Source organism: Ureaplasma canigenitalium ATCC 51252 (genome assembly GCF_000712165.1).
Lineage (GTDB): Bacteria > Bacillota_I > Bacilli_A > Mycoplasmatales > Mycoplasmoidaceae > Ureaplasma > Ureaplasma canigenitalium.
Window position 1 is genome coordinate 60,011 of the sequence record NZ_KL544010.1, and the last position, 19,185, is coordinate 79,195.

Annotated in this window: 18 protein-coding genes; 12 read left to right on the plus strand and 6 right to left on the minus strand. The window is 32.6% G+C overall.

Annotated features, from left to right (window positions below; translation table 4 throughout):
* Window positions 1-28 precede the first annotated feature (28 nt).
* The 6 genes from truB to T416_RS0102330 all read left to right on the plus strand — a co-directional run bounded on the left by truB (window position 29) and on the right by T416_RS0102330 (window position 6,301).
* Window positions 29-688, plus strand: a complete 660-nt coding sequence (gene truB, locus T416_RS0102305) for a tRNA pseudouridine(55) synthase TruB (protein ID WP_051675940.1) — start codon at window positions 29-31, stop codon at window positions 686-688.
* On the plus strand, window positions 663-1,526 hold the full coding sequence (locus T416_RS0102310) for a riboflavin kinase (RefSeq protein WP_031489206.1): 864 nt from the start codon (window positions 663-665) through the stop codon (window positions 1,524-1,526). The genes truB and T416_RS0102310 overlap by 26 nt, the downstream gene beginning before the upstream one ends.
* A gap of 137 nt (window positions 1,527-1,663) precedes the next feature.
* Window positions 1,664-2,740: an iron chelate uptake ABC transporter family permease subunit gene (locus T416_RS0102315; protein WP_031489207.1), complete on the plus strand. Its 1,077-nt coding sequence runs from the start codon at window positions 1,664-1,666 to the stop codon at window positions 2,738-2,740.
* 16 nt (window positions 2,741-2,756) lie between these two features.
* On the plus strand, window positions 2,757-3,809 hold the full coding sequence (locus T416_RS0102320; protein WP_051675942.1) for an iron ABC transporter permease: 1,053 nt from the start codon (window positions 2,757-2,759) through the stop codon (window positions 3,807-3,809).
* A 13-nt stretch (window positions 3,810-3,822) separates the two neighbouring features.
* Window positions 3,823-5,697 carry a Vmc-like lipoprotein signal peptide domain-containing protein gene (locus T416_RS0102325; RefSeq protein ID WP_031489209.1) on the plus strand — a complete coding sequence of 625 codons (1,875 nt, stop codon included), beginning with the start codon at window positions 3,823-3,825 and terminating at the stop codon, window positions 5,695-5,697.
* Window positions 5,698-5,782: 85 nt separating this feature from the next.
* On the plus strand, window positions 5,783-6,301 hold the full coding sequence (locus tag T416_RS0102330; RefSeq protein WP_156953979.1) for a hypothetical protein: 519 nt from the start codon (window positions 5,783-5,785) through the stop codon (window positions 6,299-6,301).
* A gap of 15 nt (window positions 6,302-6,316) precedes the next feature.
* On the opposite strand, the gene T416_RS0102335 is transcribed toward T416_RS0102330, so the two are convergent.
* The 4 genes from T416_RS0102335 to T416_RS03835 all read right to left on the minus strand — a co-directional run bounded on the left by T416_RS0102335 (window position 6,317) and on the right by T416_RS03835 (window position 9,680).
* A complete protein-coding gene (locus T416_RS0102335; RefSeq protein WP_031489211.1) occupies window positions 6,317-7,114 on the minus strand; it encodes a DUF3196 family protein in 798 nt (265 codons plus the stop codon).
* Window positions 7,068-7,829 (minus strand): DUF402 domain-containing protein, encoded by a 762-nt coding sequence (locus T416_RS0102340; protein WP_084277163.1) that lies wholly within the window; start codon window positions 7,827-7,829, stop codon window positions 7,068-7,070. The genes T416_RS0102335 and T416_RS0102340 overlap by 47 nt, the downstream gene beginning before the upstream one ends.
* 102 nt (window positions 7,830-7,931) lie before the next feature.
* Entirely contained in the window at window positions 7,932-8,978 is a 1,047-nt protein-coding gene (gene hrcA / locus T416_RS0102345) for a heat-inducible transcriptional repressor HrcA (RefSeq protein WP_031489213.1), read from the minus strand.
* Window positions 8,979-8,987: 9 nt separating this feature from the next.
* Window positions 8,988-9,680 (minus strand): hypothetical protein, encoded by a 693-nt coding sequence (locus T416_RS03835; RefSeq protein ID WP_031489214.1) that lies wholly within the window; start codon window positions 9,678-9,680, stop codon window positions 8,988-8,990.
* A 57-nt stretch (window positions 9,681-9,737) separates the two neighbouring features.
* Here T416_RS03835 and T416_RS0102355 point away from each other — a divergent pair, with 57 nt between their 5' ends.
* The 3 genes from T416_RS0102355 to T416_RS0102365 are packed head-to-tail and all read left to right on the plus strand — an operon-like array spanning window position 9,738 to window position 12,731.
* The gene (locus T416_RS0102355; protein ID WP_031489215.1) at window positions 9,738-10,577 is read left to right on the plus strand and encodes an MPN551 family DNA-binding protein; all 840 of its coding nucleotides are present in this window, start codon (window positions 9,738-9,740) and stop codon (window positions 10,575-10,577) included.
* On the plus strand, window positions 10,562-11,785 hold the full coding sequence (gene thiI, locus T416_RS0102360) for a tRNA uracil 4-sulfurtransferase ThiI (RefSeq protein ID WP_031489216.1): 1,224 nt from the start codon (window positions 10,562-10,564) through the stop codon (window positions 11,783-11,785). Before T416_RS0102355 ends, thiI begins: the two co-directional genes overlap by 16 nt.
* Complete coding sequence (locus tag T416_RS0102365) at window positions 11,772-12,731, plus strand: DHH family phosphoesterase (protein ID WP_031489217.1); 960 nt, start codon at window positions 11,772-11,774, stop codon at window positions 12,729-12,731. Before thiI ends, T416_RS0102365 begins: the two co-directional genes overlap by 14 nt.
* Before the next feature lie 130 nt (window positions 12,732-12,861).
* On the opposite strand, the gene T416_RS0102370 is transcribed toward T416_RS0102365, so the two are convergent.
* Window positions 12,862-13,344 (minus strand): IS3 family transposase, encoded by a 483-nt coding sequence (locus tag T416_RS0102370; RefSeq protein ID WP_051675945.1) that lies wholly within the window; start codon window positions 13,342-13,344, stop codon window positions 12,862-12,864.
* 39 nt (window positions 13,345-13,383) lie between these two features.
* A complete protein-coding gene (locus tag T416_RS0102375) occupies window positions 13,384-14,247 on the minus strand; it encodes a DUF5378 family protein (RefSeq protein ID WP_031489219.1) in 864 nt (287 codons plus the stop codon).
* A 106-nt stretch (window positions 14,248-14,353) separates the two neighbouring features.
* Here T416_RS0102375 and ileS point away from each other — a divergent pair, with 106 nt between their 5' ends.
* The 3 genes from ileS to metK are packed head-to-tail and all read left to right on the plus strand — an operon-like array spanning window position 14,354 to window position 19,180.
* A complete protein-coding gene (ileS, locus tag T416_RS0102380) occupies window positions 14,354-17,095 on the plus strand; it encodes an isoleucine--tRNA ligase (RefSeq protein ID WP_038079761.1) in 2,742 nt (913 codons plus the stop codon).
* Window positions 17,095-18,051 carry a tRNA (adenosine(37)-N6)-threonylcarbamoyltransferase complex transferase subunit TsaD gene (tsaD, locus tag T416_RS0102385; RefSeq protein WP_031489221.1) on the plus strand — a complete coding sequence of 319 codons (957 nt, stop codon included), beginning with the start codon at window positions 17,095-17,097 and terminating at the stop codon, window positions 18,049-18,051. Before ileS ends, tsaD begins: the two co-directional genes overlap by 1 nt.
* Window position 18,052: 1 nt before the next feature.
* On the plus strand, window positions 18,053-19,180 hold the full coding sequence (gene metK / locus T416_RS0102390) for a methionine adenosyltransferase (RefSeq protein ID WP_031489222.1): 1,128 nt from the start codon (window positions 18,053-18,055) through the stop codon (window positions 19,178-19,180).
* The last annotated feature ends 5 nt before the right edge of the window (window positions 19,181-19,185 follow it).

Consider the following 19,185-nt stretch of genomic DNA (forward strand, 5'->3'; position numbering starts at 1 on the left):
ATAATTTAAATATTATTATAATTTGTTTATGTTTGATTTAAATGTTTTTGCTGTCTATAAACCATCTGGTCTTTCATCGTATGATGTCATACGAATCTTAAAACGTGTTTATGGTATAAAGAAAATAGGTCACGGTGGTACCCTTGATCCTCTTGCTTCTGGCATCCTTATCATAGGGATAAATAATGGGACAAAAAGTCTTAACCAATGCCTTAATTATGACAAAAAATACCGAGCCCGAATTAAGTTTAATTTGTTAACTGATTCTTATGACATTACGGGAAAGGTAATAAAAACAGATCACAAAAAAATCACTCTGGAAGCGATTAGGAATGCTTTAGATAACTTTTTTCTTGGTGACATTAAACAACGTCCTCCGATTTATAGTGCGGTTAAAATTAATGGTCGTAAAGCATATGAATATGCTCGTCAAAATAAGGAAATCGAAATTCCGGTTAAAGAAGTTTCTCTATATGGTTATGAAATTGTTAACTATGATGAGAAGGAACAGGAATTAACAATAGAAATAAATGTTTCAAAAGGATTTTATGTAAGGTCTTTTGCTTTTGACCTTGGTAAGGAACTTGGATCATTTGGAACCATTACCTATCTTCAACGAACCGAAGTCGGACCTTATACGAAAAAGGATTGCATCTCACTTTATGACTTGCCAGATAGTTTATCTTAATAAGAGTAGTGATTTTAAAAAAATTAAGGATACCTTTCATCTTATAATGGGATATTTTGATGGACTTCATTGCGGTCATTTATCCCTTTTTCCAAGTAACAATGAGATTAGTATTCTGACCTTTATTAATGTTCCAAAAAAGAGTTATCAAATTTACAATCTTGAAGAGCGAGTTCGACAATTAAAAAAGATTCCAGGAGTTGTTCAAATTCTTGTCTGGGACATATCGAAACTTAATTGGGATGGAATTACTTTTATTCGTAATTTCCTTCAAAAAACTAATTTTAAAAATATTATCGTTGGTGAAAATTTTACTTTTGGCAATGACCAAAGAGATAGTGTTTTTCTCATGCAACATTGTGAAAATCTAACCATCAAAAAAATTAATCAACAAATTTCATCTACAACAATTAAAGGATACTTAAGAAATGGTGAGCTTGAAAAAGCGAACCAACATCTTCAATATCACTACTATGTTGTAGGTCAAGTAGTTTATGGGAAACAAATCGGGATAACAATTAATTTTCCTACTGCAAACATTATTCTTAATGAAAATGGAACTTTAGTTAAGGATGGAGTTTATCTTGGAAGTGTTCTTATAAAAAATAAGACATATAAAACAATGATTTATGTCGGAACTAAAAACGGGTTTAAGCAACTCGAGGCCTACCTACTTGATTTTAGTAATGACCTTTATCATCAGGTTATCCAGGTTAACTTCGATAAGCGGATCGCAGATATTATTAAGATTAAGGATTTGAACCATTTAAAAGAGCTTTTATGTGGTTATAAAAAAGCATTAATAGAACATCAAATAAGTCAAAAAACTATTCATTAGATAACGGATTTACCGTTATCTTTTTTATTTCTTTAACCTTATTTATTTAGCATTTTTTTATTTTACTTTTATTGGTAGTACTTTCCCAACCATCTAACTGTTTAAGACTATACTATAAGGTAAAGGAGGAAAATATAATGACTGTTGAAAAAACTTTAACTAGTCAGAAAAATATAGCCGAAGCCTTTTCTTCATTTCATAAGCGCTTAAAAAAAGCACTGTCGTCGTGAACTTCCGTTGGATTATTTACTCTTCTTTTCATCTTTATTGGTATAGGAGCCTTGTTCTATACTGTAATGTATGAAAAACGTGAAGGGGAAATTGATTTTGAAACTGGTCAATCGATTACGACTTACTGAAGAACATGAGAAGAGGTTACAAGGCCGGCAACATTAATTGATTACTGGTTTGATCCGATTGCGAAAATTTTTCTTGCGATTGGGATACCATCAGTTGGTTATGCTATTCAAATTACAACGAGAAACCGAATTGCTTCGCCTTCAACTCTTGGTTATACCCCAGCAGCTACTCTAGCATTCTTTGCTAATCTGGCAATCAACAAACCAAACGTTCCGTGAACTTACTTAATTGGTTTTGGAATCGCCTTATGTATTATGGCGATTAACGGAGCAATAAATGCGAAGCGAAAAACAGAAGGTAGTGACTACCGTCCTGTCTTAGTTGGGTTTGCAATTGCTGTTGTTATCACAGCGATTGCAGCAGTTCTTGTTATTATTTTCCCGACTACTGTAGAACCAAGTGCTATTTTTTCTGGTTCTTTTTCAATCAAAGGTAATTGATACTTCCTTGCTGCATCAGGGACGATGATTATCGTAAGTGTCATTGGGCTTTTCGCAATGCTTCCGCAATTAAAGATTATGCAGCGTGACTTCTTGCTAGCTAAGAGTCTTGGGATTAGAATCAATACAATTTATTGAGTTGTATCGGTTATTGCGATGATTATGACCGTTTGTTCGGTTGTTATTTCTCACCCGATTATGCTTCTTGGATTAATTATTCCTAACATTGTAAGAAGTGTCTTTAACAAACACACTCCCGGCTTTGTGATTGCGATGTCAATGGTATTTGCTTTTGCCTTACTTGAAGTAAGTTTACTTTTACTTAAATTATATAAATTTGGTCCAAACTTCCTAATTTCCATCATAAGTGCGATAGTTCTAATTGCCATTTTAAAGGTAACCAAAATTAGGTAGCGGAGGAATTTATTATATGAATAACATAAAAACTCCGCTATATCGCGGAATAAACTTGATTGAAAATGGAAGAATGAAAAGACTTTTTGTTCATTTCAATAAACGAATGAAACCATGGTGATGGGTCGCTTTAATCCTTTTGTGCATTTTGTTTTCGTTGTTAATGACTTTCATCACGATTGGTGTTGAAAATCCGAACTATAAAGCAATATTTAAAGAAATTTCGAAAGTGATTGTCCAAGTCTTTATGACTGGGTTCAGTATTGGGGTGAGTGGTTTTATCATTCAAAGACTTACCCGTAACCGGTTAGTTGACACCTCGACGATAGGGGTTGGTAACTTCTGCTTAATCGGACTTGTTATCTTTGCTTTTGGTTTTAACTTTGATAGTATCGAAAACCAAGCGAGTTTCACACGAAATTTACCTTATATATTCGTCCCGTTCGCAGTCTTTATTACCATTATTCTTTATTTTTTTGGTCGTACAAGAACGAACTTTAGTCCAGCTAAGTTAATTATTTGTGGTTTGTTCGTTAACTTCATTGCGATTACATTGTCGATTTCGCTGCAAGATCAATTAAATCGTAGTGCAGCCGAATACATCGATGAATTACTTGAAGCTCACTATGCTCATATGACCGATAATATATGAATTTTTACTGGTGTTTTCTTTGGTGCATCGCTTATTTGGTTCTTTATTCGGTCACCTATTTATAAAATTTTTCTTTCTGATGCCGTTGTTGCTCGACAACTGGGTATTAGAACCAAACTAGTTACTTTTGAATTAATTATCATAACAGGGATATTATCAGGAATTGCTTATACGCTCGCTGGTAATATTCTCTTCGTTGGTATCGCAGCGGCTAACATTGCTTATAACCTTTTTGGTCTACGTGTAAACCGTGCTGCTTTATTTAGTGGTTTACTGACAACGGTCTTTTTGTTGTTCAGTCAGTTCCTACTTGGAACAATTGTGGTTAAAGCGACATCGTATCCATTTAACCCACCACTTCTAACACCTTTACTTGTAGCTCCGATCTTCATCATAATGGTCGTTGTTAAATCATAAGGAGATTTAAAATATGAAAAAAATAAAATTAAATAAGATATTAATGCTCTCTTTTGGAGCACTAGCAATTGGTGGAGCAATTGCTTCTGTCGCTGTCGCTTGTCGTCCTAATAGTGGTAATACAGGTGGTAATTCTAAAGGTGGCCACAAGAATGATACCGGAGAGTCTAGTGGTCAAGGAAACAAAGGAGACTCTAAAAAACAAAACGATGAAGTAATTGTTGAAAAACACTTTGAGCCAGGTTCAGGAAGTACCTTCTTTCCAGGTTATAAAACAAGTGATCTTCCAAAGGAAGTTGAAGAAAACGGATTGCCAACCCGTCGCGAGTTAAACGAACGGGAAAAAGCATTGCTTGATTTAACAACTAAACAATGACACGAAACAATTCCTGAATACACAGAAACTCTCTTAAGTAAAGGTCGTGCTAAGGATTTCTATAGACAAGTAACCGATCCAAATGGCCACAATAAGTTTGCGACAACTAAAGACTCAGGATCAATTGACCAAATGGATATTGCATATGCCTTCGGTATCGCTCCGCACTATGCTGCAATTAAGCATACATATCAAAGTAACGGTCAAAAGAAGGTTGAATATGTTCCAGTTTACCTTCACGACTGAAAGGCTGTTGCTGATGAATCGAAGACTTGAGTTGGTAACATCAAAAATGATAAAACAAGTCAAACCGACATAACGACAAATAAAATCGGTACTATCCTTACAACGACAACTCGTCTTGGTGGATACTATGAATCCTTTACTAAACAAGACCCGAAGGTTTTTGGATGAGTAGCACAAAGTCGAAGTACTGATATTTTAAGTAAACGTCCTGCTCGTCTACTTCCTAACTGACTTTTCTGAGCGGATCAAAATGACCCAACTCAGAAATATAAAGTTGGTAACCCACATCTAAAGAGTAAAAGTATTGAACTTGCTGGTAACCCTAATTGATATCTTGACCGCTATGAACCACTTATCAATGCTGGTCAAATGCTTGACCAACTTTATGATGCTTCGAAGTTTGATAATATTAAGAATGCAGAAGTCGGTGGTCAAAAAGGATTTACGACATTTGAAGCTTTTGCTCGTGCTAATGTTGATATCGCTCGAAAGAATATTAGTAAATGAGCAAAGGAAAATGCTTCTAAAGTTCAAGGTAAAACATTACTTGTTGTTAATAATGGTAATAAATCTGTCTTCCCTAATGAAATTAAGACCCAAGACCAAAAGGACTTCATTGCTAAGAACTTCTATGCTTATATTCCAACATTATTCCCAATTATGTATGCTTCAAGTGATGATCCATACACACCAGGACTTGGTTACCAATTCCCTTTACCTAAGAAGAACCTAACATTAATTCAGCAATATGTTGATGACTTCGGATGGTTTGGTGGAAGGGCTTTACTAAAAGGTTCTGGTGAAGCTCAATTAACTGTTGGTAAGAACATTGCTGATGCTTTTGAAAGCGGAGTTGATGTTGTTACTTTCGTATATGACCCGAGTAAGGTCGAAGGTTTTGATGGTTCAAAAGCTTCGCTTCTTAATTTTGAAAAGACCATTACTGACTTTATTAATAGTATTGGTGATAAGAAAAACGATTACAATCTAACGAAGATGTTAAAAGAAAATCCTAAGGTGGGTAAAAACTTCTTTATTAGTAGTAAAGACGAATTCTATGATGCTGGTCTTGCCTTCGTTGGAACTACTTCAAGTGTTGTTAATATAGCAAATAAAATTGTTAACCAAAACCTAGATGCACCTAAGGTAGAAACAGGTGCTTACTTCTTTAACATGAAAGATCGTGGAAGTAAACATATCGAAGGAAAACATGCTCGTGATGATGCAAGTTATGAAGCTCTTAAAAATTCAAAATCAAAAAAATAGTTATAGAGTTAATGTGTGAGAAGGAAAAAGTGCTCCTAGGGCACTTTTTTTCTTTCGTTACTTATTATTCGGTTATACTTTATTAATGACTATGAAAAAACGAATTACATTAAAAAGAGTCCTATCAATAATTGGACTTTCTTCCCTGATCATTATTCCAGTTACCCTAGCAAGTTGTGTAAGAAAAAAAACACAGATTGATGCAAGTAAATACACATTATTCAAGCATACTGAACAAAACGGTAAAATTATAACTACTTCTTATATTGTTCGTTTCTTTGTTAAAAAGAGCGATGTATCTAGTTTAAATGACCTAAAAAAGCTAACATATCGTTTACAATATGATTCACACATTCCTATTCTGAATAATCAGGTTAGTCCTGTAAATACTGGTATGTTTGACGAATTTTACTTCTTTGATTTACACCTTCCACAACTGCATGTCAATGAGAAAATTCTCTTTGTTCCTTCAAACATCCTTACTTCATTTACCCTATTAATTACGAAACCAACAAAGGCTGAACCAAACCTTATCGACCAGACAGAAGTTGTTGAAAAAGCAACAGAATATATGCATCCCGAGTTGCTAAAAAAGAAGAGCTAGAAGCCCTTCTTTTTGTTACTCAAGTTCGTTGTACATTTTACCTATGATGTTTATAATTTTCTTTTCTTCCTTAGTGTAGTTTTTCTGCTCAATATGCATACATTCATTAATGTATTTAATAATTGCATTTGTGACATTAGAAACATCATATGCTGTATCAAAAGGAAAAAAGTAAGTATAGTAGAGATATAACAATTCTTTCGATAGATTAAGAAATGATGGATTTTGGTGAAAATGGTTATCAAGTTGTTCGTTAATTTGATAAATCTTGGGGTCGGTAATGATATTAACATTATCAGTTCCACCACGATTATATTTAGCAATTTCAATCTTCATTGATTGTTCTAAATATTGGTTATAAAGTTGGAGATCAAAAACAAGGTTATTAGTCGCAATAAGTTCAACGACATGCATCTTATCCTGCATTCCTACTTTTTTTGATTTGAGAATCATATTAAGAAAAGCGAAGTCAACATCATTTAGTTCATTAATATATTTAACGATGAAAAGATCAAGCATTGAACCGTTAACTATGTGTTTATCCTGGTTAAATATCTTTATGTAATAATCTTCCTTTTTTAAATTAGATTCATTTTCATCGATTGTATTAAGTTCAATTTCTTTAATTATTTCTTTGTCAAAATTTTTAAAATCTTCCAAAGTCGCTAAATCGATTAAAGGGTTTGTAAATTCATTCTCAAGAAGGAGATGAGCAAGACCATAGTCCTTACGACTAAAGGCTTTTTCCGCTTCCTTTTTTACATCATTAAAATACTTCTTGATCTGTGTTTTGATTTTTTCTTCGTTTTTCATTTTTTCTTCGGTTTTCTTTTAGATGATGATTCGTTTTAAAATTAGCTTTGACATTTTGCTTTATCGTTGGCTTTGAAACTTGTTTCTGAACCGGTTCCGGACTACCATATTTCATGTGTAGTTCAAGGAGATTTTCTTTATTAATTAAAGGGGAGAATAAATTATTTTTAAAGCAATGGATAATCTTTTTTTCAGTTAAAATTATTTTTTTAATTAAGGCATCTTCGTAGTTGTACTTACGAGCATTTTCAATAAATTCATTAATATCAATTTCGTTTCAATTACCATCAACCGACATTGTAAAGTCCAGGTCAAAGTCAATATATTTAATAGCACCTTCCTCATATATAAAAGGAGATGCTACATTAATGTAAAGTTTAATGCCATTATTTTCAATCGTTGCGATGATATTGAATCATTCATCCTTAAAAAAATATCAATAAGTCAATTTTTTGTTATATGAAGGGAATGATCTTACTGATTTTTCTTCACTGGAGATGACATAAGCATTGGTTGAACAAAGAATGAACATATCATCCTTCTTAAAAACAACCTTCGGGTTTGATCAAGATCGATAAAGTCATCCGTTATATTTATAAGCATGAACCATCACTTGGTCATCTTCTTTTAAATTGTCGAGATTCTGGATTTTCGTTAAATCAGGATTGGTGTGTTTATAGTACCTTAACTGTTCGTATGGGATGTTTTTTTTCATATATTATGTAATGTAATTGAATTATTTTACTATTTTTTCCTAGTAATTTAATTATAAAAAATTAAAAAAACTATCCACTGAAATTGTCTTATTTTAACTAAATTACTCATTTTTGTTAGTACCAAAAATGATTTCGATCTCTTTCTTCAGAAAGTCAAGTAATGCTTTGATTTTACTGTAGTTCATTCTAGTTGGACCAACGATAGCGATTTGTTTGTTAATTGTCGGTAACTTAATTGTTGTACTTGCTATTGCAAGATTTTCGCTCCCAATCTCGCTGCCGTATGTTATTGTAGTCTTACCAGTTAACTTTTTTTCAAGAGCAATTTGTTCTCAAATTGAAGTATTTTCAAGTAAATTTAAGAGCTCAGTTAATTTATCTTGGTCGCGGAATTCATTATGCTTAACAAGATACTTTACACCAACTGTTTGTACATTGTTTTTGCGCTCTTCATAATAAGAGAAAATTTTATTAACAATTTCGCTCATGAAATATTCATATTGGTAAATTTTATTTTTGATTAAGTCTTTTATTAAATCAAGTTTCTTAATAACTTCCTTTAATGGAGTGTCAATAAGACGCTCATCAAGAACATTGATGCAAGTAACTAAATCGTTAAATTTAATTTTAGGATCAAGAGTGATCAGATGTTGTATCACTCGATTTGATGAGCTAACAATAATAATAAGAGCGGAAAGCGGTCCGGTCTGAATTAAATCAATTCTTTTTAAAAGTTCATTGCTACCGTCTTCGGTAATGACAGCCGGAAGACTTGTTGTTTCATTAATTAATTGAAGAGATAGGTTAATAATTTCATCAATGCTTTTTCTTCGGTCATGAAGGATTCTTGTAAGTCGCTCCTTAACACTTATTTCAATTGGAACACTTAGTTTCTGTAGGTTATAAATTTGGTAACCAAGAATTGATGGAACTCGTCCAGCACTTGTATGTGGTTTTTCGATGAGGTTCATTTTCTCAAGGAAAGCCATTTCGTTTCTAATTGTTGCTGTTGAAAGGTTAGTAAAGTACTTTTGGACAAGGAGAAGGGATGAAATTGGTGTTGCTGTTTCTGTGTATTCATTAACAATGGCATTAAGAATAGCGAGTTGTCTTGCAGAAAGTTCTTTCATTAAGTTGTTTAGTTCCATAAAAGCTTCCTATTTCATTAGTGAATAAAGATCATCGTAAATTTCTTTTGCTAAATTTTTAAGAAAAAGACCATAACGATCTAGGTAGTCCTCGATGAGAAATTTACTTATCCCATCGAAAAATTTCATCTTAATTCTTGGAATTAAAGTGATGTTTTGTTCTTTGTTCAGTCTCTTAATCTCCTTACCATCTTCGTTTAAGAGTAATACACTATGCTGTGTATACTTCAAGGTTAAAGATTCTTTTTGGTAAAGAAGTTTAAAGAGTACCGATTCATCATTTTTAATGATTTCTTTATTGATTATTTGCAAACTTTTTGAATAATTAGAAATCATTCTCAAATATTTAAAGGAAACTATGTCTTTTTCAACATTGATTCGACATCGCTTTAAGTAATTATTGTTTTTGACGGTATAAATAATTAACGGAAGGACAAAAAGGAGAAAGATAAAAACTCCAAGGACAATCATAATAGTTGAAGGATAAGTTTCTTTGTCAATTAATTTTACATTTCAATAAATCCCCCCACCAAAAAGTGCAAAACCACATAGCACAAAAACAATAATCGCAATGTTCATATATAAAATGTTTTGTTCTATTTTAGTTTTGACATCATCTTCATAAAATTCTTCGTAAAGTTTACTGTTGATTTTTTCTGAATGAAGGTATCCTTTTAGTTCGTCATAGATATTGATTTGCATACTACCTTTTTTGTTAAACTTTTACTAATATATATTAGAGTTAATTATAAATTGAATATGCCATTTATTAAAAAATATAATGTTGATTTTTACCTTGATGATAATCAGATTGTATTAAAGGATAGTTACAAACAACACTTTAATCCACCAAAGATTACCGGGAGTCGTCTGGGGGGGATTTTAAATGTTGGAGATTTTTCATCAGATGTCCGAACTTGATGTGCGATGACCCGTATTTACAAAGAAGAGTTTGATCCAATTTATAGTCAAGCTGGTACCATTATTGAACCAAAAATTAAGGAGTTTGTTGAACAAGCGACCGGGGTTAAATATATCCAGTATGACCCACCATCAATTAATTATGACATCTTTAAATCGAACGATATTTTTGGTGGTATTCCTGATGGTGAACCAATTAATGATCAAGGTGAAGTTGACTATAATGTAGGTCCGATGCTTGAAATTAAAACTTCAAGCATTGATAAGTTTATGCATAAACAAATCGATTATGTTTTTTATCTACAGAAAGACGAAAAAGGTTATCCCTTGATCAAGGAAAAGGGTAAAAAAAGAGATTCTTGATTTAATACCGATGGAAGTCTTGTTGTCTCGAAGGACTATCAACTGCAACTTGCCTTGTATTGTTATCTAAGAAACATTACCAAGGGTATTTTTGCTGTTGCATTCCTTACTGTTGATGATTATATGCATCCTGAACAATTTGATCCTTCAAAAAGAGAAATTGTGATTGCTAATTTTACACTTAATCGTTCTTTATTTGAAGAACAAGTTATCAAGTATGCTGAAAAATGGTATAAGGATTACATCATAACCGGTCGAAGCCCGAAATTAAGTGAAGCTGATAAAGAATGGTTTAATACATGGATAAACAAATAGTAGATTGTCAAAAGATTCTATATCTTAAGTTTGGTGAACTTTGTTTAAAAGGAAAAAACAGGAAGGAATTTTCGAATAAGTTAATTTCAAATATAAAGCGAGCACTAAGCGATTTTAATAACATCGAATATCATTTTCGTCTTGATTCAACCATCTTAACAAATATTGACCAGGATGATTTTGAAGCAGTGTTAGACATTGTTAAACAAATTTTTGGAATTGTTAAAATCGTTATCGGTTATCAAATTAGTAAGGATGTACCGAGTATTTTTCAAGCATCATCTGACTTCGTTAACCGTTTTAAAAATGAAGCAGGCAAAGAAAAAATTACATTTAAGGTTGAGGTAAAAAGAACTGATAAGACCTTTGTGCATCCGTCAAATGAATTTAAAGTGATGATTGCTTCGCATCTTCTTTCGAATCATCCATATTTGTCCGTTGATGTCCTTAATCCAGATCTTCTTCTTAAAGTTGAAATTAAAAATGATTACGCGATTATCTTTAATGTAAAAATCGATGGTGCATCAGGTTTACCGGTTGGTTCAAACGGTCATTGTCTCTCTTTACTCAGTGGTGGAATTGATTCACCGGTTGCGAGTAAACTTGCGATGAAGCGAGGATTGTCCATTGACTTCATTACTTTTATTACTCCGCCGCACACAAGTGAACTTGCTTTAAATAAGGTCATTGAACTTGCTAAAAAAGTTGTCATTCAAAATCGTTTATGTAATGCTTCGCTTTATGTTGTTAACTTTACGAAAATCCTTGATGAGCTAACTCATATAGAAAATGAGTCGTACAAAATTACTTTAATGCGTCGATGCTTTTTCCGCATCGCTGAACGTCTTGCTAAAAGAGTAGGGGCACATTGTCTTGTAACAGGTGAAGCTATTGGTCAAGTTGCTTCACAAACAATAGAGAGCTTATCGACCATCGAAGAGGTTTTAACTGATCTCATTGTCATTCGGCCATTAATCGCTTTTGATAAAAAAGAAATTATCGATTTAGCAATTAAATACGACACTTATGCGACAAGTATATTACCATATGATGACTCATGTAGTTTGTTTGCACCTAAAAACCCAGCAACAAAGCCAAAAAAAGAAAAAGCAAGAGCTTACGAGAGTAAACTTTTAATGTTAGAGACTTTAATTGATCACACATTAAAAAAAGAGATTACTAAGGTAAAGTTAAATGAAAAAAGATAATTTGTTAGATATGATTCTACAAGCAACTGAGGGTTTTTATAAAATTTCAATTTTTGTCCATATCAATCCTGATCATGATGCATTAGGTGCTGCTTTTTTTCTAGCAAGATTCATTAAGTTAAACACTCATCTTTCACAAGTTAAAATCGTTGGAATGGATGAATTAAACGATAGCGATTATAAAAACTTTTTCCACTTTAATGATGAGAAGGTAACGGAAGAATTTGTAACAGATAGTCTTGCTCTTATTGTTGATACCGCAAACGAGGAAAGAGTTCATACCGGTCTTCATACATATGCTAAAAAATCAATACTAGTCGACCACCATGTTCCGTGTGAGCAATACACTACGGAACGGTTTATTGATGAATCATCGATTGCTACTTGTGAGATGCTTGGAATAGCTCTAATGAATAGCTCATTCAATTTTGATGTTAAGTGTCTTGAATATCTTTTTGTTGGGACAACTACTGACAGTAACCGTTTTTTTTATGACAAAGTGACTGAAAAAACCCATGGGTTTGCCGGTTGATGCATCACACAAGGTCTTGATCACACTAAACTTTATTTAAAACTTTACCAAAGAAATATTAGCGAAGTGAAAATTGATGCTTATCTTATCAACCAAATTCATGTAGAAGACGGTGTTGGTTATATAGTTGTTGATGAAGAAACAAAAAAGAAGTACCCTGATGTGTCAAATTGATCCGATAAGGTTTACTTAATGAATAACATTAATGAAATTAAAGTATGATTTGTCACATATTTTGATGATACCAAGGGAATGTATAAAGCTAGTCTTAGAAGTAGTAAGTACAATGTCCGAAATGTTGCTAAATATTTTAATGGTGGGGGTCACGATTTAGCTTCTGGATGCACTCTAAAATCACTTGATGAAGTTGCTGTGTTAATTAATCTACTGAAACAACAGATAAGAGAAGAATAATATTTTAAAGAAGTCCTGGACTTCTTTAAATAAATTAAGATAAGAAAAAAGTAGGAGAGAGTAGTTAATTTTTCTCTCCTACTTTTTTATCCTTAAATTTGTTAATTAAATCGTTTATTTAAAGATTCTTTTATCCGCATTTATTTTTATGTGGATGGTGTAGTATTTCGTTTTTCTTTTGGTGCTTGATTTTGTCACATTCCCGACAAAGACCAAGTTCGTTCATGTATAGGTTTATAGTTTTATAGTTAAGTTTGATGTTGTATTGTGTTTCGAGAATTTGTTGAATCTTACGACATCCAATATGATGGTTATTGTTGTGATAAATACTTTTAATTAAGTCTTTATTTCTTTGTTTGATGGGACCGATATCGCTATTTTGAGCATTAAGTCATTTATAATAACCAGAGACTGAAACACCAAAAACTCTTATCAATCTTGTTAATTGCATATTGTGGTTACGAATTAATTCGTAAATAATCCGAAAAGATTCCTTTTTAGAAGAAATCTTAATGTAAGCATTAATAACACGAATGATATGTTGCTGCTCTCATTCGGGAAAATTAGTTATCCCGAGATTTTCAACATCAGCCTCACTTATCTTATTTAACATTGAATTTCCTTCTTCGTATTTCAAATAAAAATAATTCTATTAATAATAATGTATATCGAATTTTTTACTAATTAATTTTGCTATTTTGAACCGAATATATATACCTAATAATAGAATAATATACACAAATAGCGAAATAATATATCCGTTTATTAATGGATTTTGACCTAAAAAATCACCAATTGTTTTATACTGTTGGTAAATTCCAGTATAGTAGTCACCACTTGCAAAACCGCTCAGGTTATTTACTACTTTTAGAGCATGCCCAAGTGCATTTACATAAATAATATAACCGATTAAAATAAGATGAAAAAAGAGTAGGGAGAGACTTTTTACGGTTCTTAAATTAGTAAAAGTATACATTCCGTAAATAACCATAAAAAAGTGCATTGCAAAGTATATGCGGTTCGGAGCAATCCCTGTAAAAAGGTACATACTGAAGGTTTCTCGTTCAATTATTTCCTGAAAGAGAAGACCACCTACAATAGTAATGATTCCAAAGACAAAAGCAGCGAATCCGAAAAGCGGGAGCACTTCCTGTTTAAAGTCAATGATTCCAACCAGACATATTAAGATTGACATCCAAGGACATCAATCAAGTAGAAAGGTTTTTGAAATCGTCGCTGACCGGAAATATAGGTCAACATCGTTACTTGGAATGTTGTAAACACCACCTTTTAGGTGGATAAAATCATTGACATTATAGACATATCTAAGACTTATAAAATAAATTAAAAAACCGGTACAGATAATAATGTTTATTACTCATTTAAGGTTGATAAAATGATTTTTTGTAATTCATCGGTATTTAAACCGTCTGGTTCTTTTAAAATAAGTGTTAAAAAAAGCGATTAAGGAAGCGAAAAGGATAGTCATTGCAATTAACACATAATTTAATTCCATATTCGTTTCCTGTCTTATATATTATTTAATATAATAATATTAATATTTATACTATGATAATTGCGATGTGCAGTTATCATTTTTAATATAGATTTTAGGATGAAATATGAATGATTATAAAAAAACTTTAAATATGCCAAAGACAAGCTTTAGTATGAAAGCTAATTTGGCAATTAATGAACCTAAGGTTCAAGAGTTTTGACTAACTAATGATATTTACCAAAAAGTGCTTGCAAAAAACCGGGATAAAAAACCTTTTGTGCTACACGACGGGCCACCTTATGCGAACGGTAGCATTCATATTGGTCATGCCCTAAACAAGATTCTGAAGGATTTTATTATTTCATATTTCAATATGAATCAACATTATGCACCATATATTCCAGGATGAGATACACATGGTCTTCCGATTGAAGTTGCATTAATGAAGAAGATTAAGCTAAAAGACCTATCAGTTCCTGAACAGTGAATGAAGTGTGAAGAATATGCAAGAACACAGAAGGACATCCAAATGAAGCAATTTATGCGTCTTGGTATGTTTAGTGATTTCCGTGATATTTATTTAACTCTTGACCATAACTTTATGATTGATCAACTTAAATTATTTGAAACGATGTATAAACAAAAATATGTCTATCAAGATTTTAAACCAGTTTACTGATCATGAAGTTCACAAACCGCTCTAGCTGAGAGCGAAATTGAATATGGTGATGCAGTTTCTCCTGCTATTTTTGTTAAAATGTATGTCAAATACACTGCACTTTTTAATAATAAAAAAACTTGTTTTGTAATTTGAACGACAACTCCTTGGACCCTGCTTGCGAACCAGGCAATTGCGATTAATCCAGATGTAGACTATCAACTTGTTGAACTTGCTGATGAACAACTAGTGATTGCGAAAAATCTTGTTGATAAGGTAATGGAAAAAGTCGAAATTAAGGATTATCGTAAGGGTAAAGTTTACTCACCGAAAGAGCTTGAAGGAGTAATTTATCACTCACCGATTAATCAATTTGAGAATCCGATCATCCTTGCTGAATATGTTTCTACAAACGACGGTACTGGACTTGTTCATAATGCTCCTGGCTTTGGTCTTGATGACTATTATGCCTGCAAGAAATATGGGATTAATGCAATTGTTAATATCGATGATTATGGCCGGTTCAACGAAAATGTCGCTCTTCCTCATTTAGTTGGTGTTTTTTATACCGATGCTAATGAAGGAATTATTGATCAATTAAAAACTAACCATAATTTGCTTCATTACGAAACTATCACCCACAGTGTAGCACATGACTGAAGAACCAAGAAACCTTTAATGTATCGAGCAACCTTGCAGTGATTTGTGAGTGTTATTAATGCCCTACCGACCATTTTAAATTCCCTTGAAAATGATGTTACATCTCCAAATAAAGCATCGTTGAACCATATACGTGAGATGGTCTCAAATCGGAAGGAATGATGTATTTCACGACAAAGAAATTGGGGAGTTCCAATTCCAATTATTTTTGATGAAAATAAGCAGCCGATTAATAATGATGAACAATTAAGACACACTATCGAATTACTAGATAAAAATGGGATTGAAAGCTGATATAAAGAAGATGTTTCTTTCTTTCTTCTTCCACAATATAAGAATGATGGTAAGAAATATTTTAAAGAAAAAGACATTATGGATGTGTGGTTTGATTCAGGTAGTTCATACTCAATTTTAAAACGTCATAATCTTCCTTATCCTACCGATCTCTATCTTGAAGGTTATGACCAATATCGGGGATGATTTAATTCAAGTATTATTACCGGGTGTATTCTTCATCGTCAATCTCCATACAAGACACTTGTAGCTCATGGTATGGTTCTTGATAAAAACGGTAATAAGATGTCGAAATCAAAAGGAAATGTGACTGATCCACAAGAAGTCGTTTCGAAATACGGTGCTGACATCCTTCGACTGTGAATTGCCATTAGTGACTACCAGGCTGATGTTAGGATTAGTGATGAACATCTAAAACAAGTATCTGATATGTATCGAAAACTGCGAAATACTTTAATTAAGTATTCACTTTCCATCCTTGATGGTTTTGATGTTAACAATGATTTCCAAATTAACTTAAGAAATGAAGATTATTACATTGTAAATCATGCCCGGAGTGTCCTTCTTGAGATAAACAAAAAATATGAATCTTACAAGTTCAATGATGTTATTAAATTAATTAATAAATTCACTCAAGACTTGAGTTCGTGATATTTTGAGTACATTAAAGATAGTATGTATTGCCTTAATAAGGATGACATTGTCCGTAAGCAAATCCAAACAGCCGTCTATTTTGTTTTAAAAAATTTTCTAGTTGCTTTAACTCCTATTATCCCACATTCTACAGAAGAGGCATATCAAGCATTTACTATGATTAAGGATAAGAAAGAGTCGATTCGTCAAGAAGATTTCTTTAATACTGACACTGATTTTCCTTTTATAAATAAGGAATTATCAATGCTTGATAATTTTTTCTCAATTAAGGATGAGATTAATGCTGTTCTTGAAGAAGCGAGAAAAAACGGAGTTATTAATACAAATAATGAGGCTCATTTAACCATCGCGGAAAAAATGTTAACTAATGATCAATTAAAACTTTATCCTTCATTATTAAAGCAATGATTTATGGTTGCTGAAGTTACTTATGGGGACCAAACTAAAGTCGTAAATGCGAACTACAAGAAATGTCTTCGTTGTTGAAATTATTTTGCTCCTGAAAAAATGAAGAATGACGAAATTGATTTAGGATGCTATGAGATTTTAAAAGAATCTAACTTACTTGATGAAAACGATAATCTAAAAGAGAGTGTTTAATGAAGGATTATTTACTTAGCATTGAGAGTAGTTGCGATGAAACTTCGATTGCCATTTTCCTTGGTAATGAATTAAAAGCACATATTATCGCATCAAGTTCTGATCTAATGAAAGAGCACGGTGGAGTTGTTCCTGAAGTCGCAAGTCGAATGCATGAAAAAAATATTGTTCCAGCACTTAAAACCGCTCTAGGACAGGCTGGAATTGATTTGTTTGACATTAAAAAAGTTGCATATACAGCTTGTCCTGGTTTACCTGGCGGACTTCATGTTGGAAAGATTTTTGCTTTTACTCTTGCTTGTCTTCTTGACACAAAACCAATTCCAATCAACCACCTTCATGCTCATATTTTTAGTGCTTTACTATCTCAAAAAATTACTTTTCCGCTAATCGGTCTAGTTGTTTCAGGTGGGGAGAGTTGCATTTATCTTGTTCGTGATTTTGATGATATTACTGAATTAAACAAAACATCAGATGATGCTGTCGGCGAAGCTTATGATAAAATCGGTAGAGCTCTTGGGTACCAGTATCCTTGTGGACCCGTCATTGACCAAAATTATGATGATGCAAAAGCGAATTTAATCTTTTGCAAACAAAATAAAATCGATGACCAACTTTCATATTCGGGTATTAAAACAGCCATTATTAATTTCATTCATAACAAAAAACAAAAAAACGAGAAGATTGATCAAATTGCAATTGGTTCAAGTTTTCAGAAAACTGTTGTTAACGAACTAATTGCTAAAATTAATTATTATTGCGATAAATACAATATCCATAATGTAATTATTGGTGGGGGAGTTTCCGCGAACAGTTTTCTTCGAAAAAGGTTATCCGAAGAAAACTATAATAATCTTTATCTACCAGACAAGAAATTTACTGGTGATAATGCCGCGATGATAGGTATTTATGCTTATTATTTAGATAGATATGGTAAGGAGAGTATTTTAATTTAATATGGAATTTAAAAAAATAATAACATCAGAATCGGTTGGAGCTGGGCATCCTGATAAAATTTGCGACCAAATTTCAGATGCTGTGTTAGATGATTGTTTAAGTCAGGATAAAAACAGTAAAGTCGCTTGCGAGGTTTTGGCTTGTAATCGTCTTATTGTCATCGCTGGTGAAATTACAACATCGGCTTATGTTGATGTCATTAAAACTGCATGAGACATTATTAAACCACTTGGTTATTCTGAAAACGATTTTACCATCATTAGTAATGTTAATTCCCAAAGTCCAGATATTTCCCAAAGTGTTATTAAGGAAAATGACGAAATCGGAGCTGGTGACCAAGGGATTGTTTTTGGCTATGCATGCAAAGAAACACCTTCATATCTTCCAATTGGGGTTGTGCTTGCCAACGAATTCCTTGAAATTTTAGAACAAAAAAGAAAAAATAAGACTCTTCCTTACATTAAAAGTGATATGAAGAGTCAAGTAAGTATTGACTATACAGATAAGCAAAATCCAAAGATTAATACTTTTCTTACTAGTGTACAACATATTGAAAATGTTGATATGAAAAAGTTAGAAAAAGACCTTACTAACATTATGATTGACCTTGCGAAGAAACATAACCTTAATACCGATTTTGATATCATTATTAATCCAAGTGGTCGATTTGTTATTGGTGGTCCAATCGGCGATACTGGTTTGACTGGTCGAAAAATCATTGTTGATACTTATGGTGGTCTTGCTCACCATGGTGGTGGTGCTTTTAGTGGTAAGGACCCGAGTAAAGTTGATCGATCTGGAAGTTATTTCGCAAGATATATTGCTAAAAACATTGTAGCTTCTGGTCTAGCTGATGAATGTGAAATTCAAATTGCCTATGCCATTGGTCGTCCCAAACCCGTTGCTATATACATTAACACTTTTAATTCAAACCATATTCCTGTTGATCAAATTTATGATGCGGTTACAAAAACGTTCGACTTCAGTGTAAGGGGAATGATTAACACTCTTAATCTCCTTGATACAAAATACCTTCCGACAGCTGTTTATGGTCACTTTGGGCGTGACCACCTTGCTTTCCCTTGGGAAAAATTAGATAAAGTTGATGAACTAAAAAAATATAATTAATGATA